This is a genomic window from Streptomyces sp. NPDC024632 (genome assembly GCF_055559175.1).
In genome coordinates, this window is the sequence record NZ_JBVHLD010000041.1 from 1 (window position 1) to 3,611 (window position 3,611).

Annotated in this window: 3 protein-coding genes; all 3 read right to left on the minus strand. The window is 64.7% G+C overall.

Translation table 11 applies throughout. The annotated features are described in order from the left end of the window. Positions 1 to 233: 233 nt before the first annotated feature. The gene (locus ACZ37P_RS38395) at positions 234 to 965 is read right to left on the minus strand and encodes a transposase (RefSeq protein ID WP_401858769.1); all 732 of its coding nucleotides are present in this window, start codon (positions 963 to 965) and stop codon (positions 234 to 236) included. 266 nt (positions 966 to 1,231) lie between these two features. Next, positions 1,232 to 2,221, minus strand: a complete 990-nt coding sequence (locus ACZ37P_RS38400) for a hypothetical protein (protein ID WP_467351142.1) — start codon at positions 2,219 to 2,221, stop codon at positions 1,232 to 1,234. Positions 2,222 to 2,430: 209 nt separating this feature from the next. Then, complete coding sequence (locus tag ACZ37P_RS38405) at positions 2,431 to 3,414, minus strand: IS481 family transposase (RefSeq protein WP_467351144.1); 984 nt, start codon at positions 3,412 to 3,414, stop codon at positions 2,431 to 2,433. Positions 3,415 to 3,611: the final 197 nt, after the last annotated feature.

Genomic DNA, 3,611 nt, shown 5'->3' on the forward strand with positions numbered 1-3,611 from the left:
TGAGTTCATCGCTCGGAATGCGGCCTTCTTCGCGCGCACGGAGCGGCGCGTGGTGAGCTACTGGTCGTGCTACTACCGCTGGAAGTACCAAGCTTTTGGGACGTACCCCGGAAGCGTCCTTTTGGAAGCCTTCCGAGCCGCTGTGGTGGAACAGGTGGGAGCGCAGTGGCCGCGACACACTCCGCGCCCGCCGACGGACGCGGGTGAGAACCTGCGGGAGTTCGGCTGTGGTCCTATCCGGCAAGGTTGAGGTTGTGCAGGCGGGCGATGCCGCGCTTGGCATGGTGGACGCCGTCGCCTTTGAGCCGGCAGTCGCGGAGGATCTTCCAGGTCTTCATTCGGGCAAAGGCATGCTCCACTCGTGCACGGACCTGCTTGTGTGAGCGGTTGTGCTCCCGCTTCCAGTCGGGCATTTCCTCGTGCTTGGTGCGGCGGTGCGGCATGATCAATCCAGTCCCTGGGTAGCCGCCGTCAGCTATCACGGTCGTCCGTCCGACCGCTGACTTGGCCCCTGATTCCTCCCACGCCTTGCAGCCGTTCCGGTTGCCGGGCAGCGGCCGTCCGACCACGACGACCAGACGGGTGTAGGCATCGATGACTACCTGGTGGTTGGTGGAGTACCGATAGTTCTTCGACTGCTCGGCCACCGCGTGATCGCGGGTGGGCACCAACGTCCCGTCCACGATCAGAACAGTGCCCCTCGCGAACCGGCGTCGGGGCGGCAAGGCCAGCAGGGGCCCGATGTGGTCGATGATCCGGTCGGCCGCCGACTTCGAGGTCCCGAACAGCGGAGCCAGTTGGCGCATGGTCAAGTTGGTGCGCCAGTAGGCGGCGACCAGGAGAATACGGTCCTCAAGCGAGAGGCCCCACGGACGACCCGTCCGTGGTTCGGCTGCGCTCTCGCGCTGCACCGCGGTCACCAACCTGCCGAAGGAGCGTGGGCTCAGCCCGGTGAACGGACGTATTCAAGACGGCTCCGACGCCGTGACACACCAGCCACATCAAGACCATCTCACCCATGACCGGCAGTTACGGGACACCTCTTAGTCAAGTTTTCCGAGTTCTGGAGTGTCCGCATCGGATTTGAACTGGGGTGATGCGTTGCGTGCGTGTCCGCGATGTGTCTGGTCCGGATGGTGAACTGCGCGATGGCCTCGCCCCCGTCAGGGGGCGAGGCCATCGGTGTCATTGAGGGCCAGCCCCCTCCGGGTGCGCTGCGGCGCCGACAGTCTCAGTGTGCGGGCCCTTCCCAGGTCCTCTCATCCCCTGCCGCCCAGACACCCGGCTGAGGGCTATTCGCCTGTCGGTGGTCATTTCGGCGTTGCAGCACCGAGTCGACCTTCGCCGCCTGCAGTGCAGACTCGATGAGGAACAGGCGACCAAACTGGTAGTCGCCCTCGGAGAGGAGTTTGTGGCCTTCGTCGACCACGAAGCGCCTCGACCCGTCCATGTAGCCGTGGACCACCGGAGCGAGAATCTCGAACTGTGCATAGCGCGCGTAGTCGATCCCGAGGCTGATGACGCGCATAGCGCGCTGGATCGCTTCTGTCGCGTTGCTGACCTTGTCCAGTTGGCGAAGGGTCTCATCACGTGAATTGCGGTGGTCGAAGGGACGGTTGGTGACAGTGGGACCGAATCGGAAGGGGGACCTTGCTCCCCGTGTTCGATGTTCGGTGTAGTGGTCGATAAGTTCGGTGAAGGCAATCCGCAAGCCAGCCATCGCGGATGGGAAGTCCCCGACGAGGGCATGGGTGTGCGCGTCCTGCAGGAGTTGGACGGTCTCCACCCTCGTCACTAGGTCGATCATGTCGATCTCCGTGAAACTCCCACCGAAGACCAGTTGGGTTGCGTCGGTGAAGAACGTCGTCACGTCCGCCTTGACCTGAGCGATGTCCGTCGGAGACGGGATTGCTCCGTGGTGCTTGAGGTTGACCCGGAGCTTGTTCATTCGCTCCATGGCCTTTTTGCTGGGCAGTTCAGAGCCGGAGGGAAGCTTCGGGGCGAGCTTTCCCCAGTACTCGGAGAAGTTGATCTGAGTGGGCAGGTTGACCTGCAGGTGTTCGCCGGCGAGGACGAGGAAGAGCTCGACACTGTCGTGGAAGGACAGCACCGACGTGGCCGCGATGGGCTGGGGCTGGCCGGCCTGGGCGGTTCCCTGCTCGTAGAGGAAGCGGATGAACGCAAGCCGTTGGACGGTCTGCGGGGTGAGGGGTGTGGCCATGCTTTTCCGTTCACTCTGGTCCTCAACGGAGGCGCTTCCCCATCTGCGACGTGCTCCAGCCTTCCGCTGACATGATCCTCGCGGGTGAAGGTCTCCGGCAGCAGTTTTGAGAACGAGGGGCCAGCGCCGCAGCTCCCGTCAGCGCGAAGCCCCGAGAGGCGCTGACGAAGGACTTGCTTGACGACAGCATGCAGCTCAAGACACGTCGCCTAGGTGTATTGACCTGGAGGGTTGTTGACGCGGGTGATGGGTGGCTGGCCGCCGAGTGCGGTGTGGGTGCGGTGGTGGTTGTAGGTGTGGAGGAAGTCTGCCAGGGCCGCGGTCCGCTCGTGGTTGGTGGTGTATGGCTGTTGGTAGGCCCATTCGTCGAGCAGGGTGCGGTTGAAGCGTTCGACCTTGCCGTTGGTCTGCGGGCGGTAGGGGCGGATGTGCTTATGGGTGATGCCGGCCGCTGTCAGAGCCTGGGTGAAGAGCTTGGATTTGTAGCAGGAGCCGTTGTCGGTCAGGACGCGTTCGACGGTGATGCCGTGGGCGGTGAAGAACGCGTGGGCTCTGGTCCAGAAGGCGATCGCGGTGTGCTGGCGTTCGTCGGGCAGGGCCTCGCTGTAGGCCAGGCGGGAGTGGTCGTCGACGGCGGAGTGGATGTAGCTGTAGCCGATGACCGGTTTGCTGCTTTTGTGCTGACTGGTGGTTGCTTGCCGATTGCGGGCGCCGGCGCTTCTGCCGACGGTGCGCCAGCCGCCGCCGTCGGGGATGTTGCCGAGTTTCTTGATGTCGACATGGACGAGTTCGCCGGGCCGTGAGCGTTCGTAGCGGCGGATGGGCTGGCCCGTGGGCCGGTCCATCCAGGCGAGCCGGTTAAGGCCGTGTCGGCTCAGGATGCGGTGCACGGTCGAGGCGGGCAGGCCCAGGATCGGCCCGATCCGGGCCGGGCCCAGCTTGCGTGTCCGGCGCAGTTCGCAGACCCGGGCCTCCACTGAGGCCGGGGTGCGGTGCGGTGTCGAATGCGGCCGGCTGGGGCGGTCGGCCAGGCCCGCATCCCCCTCGGCCCGCCAGCGGGCCGCCCACTTGTGCCCGGTCGCCCGTGAGATGCCCATCTCAGCAGCGACATGGGCGACCGGCCGACCCGACAGCACCCGCTCGACCAGGATCCGTCTGCCATGAATGGTCAGCCGGGCATTACGGTGGGACACGAAGACCTCCGGGCGGTGCGTTCCTAGACAGCTCCACCACACCGGAGGTCTTCGCCATGATCAAGCACCGGCACATGTCAACAACGCTCGTGATCAATACACCTAGGCCGTTTCGTTCGGATCATCTGATCGTTGGTCCGGGTGTGCCGTTAAGCGACGCGCAGTGGGCGCGAATCGAGCCGTTGTTGCCGGACCGG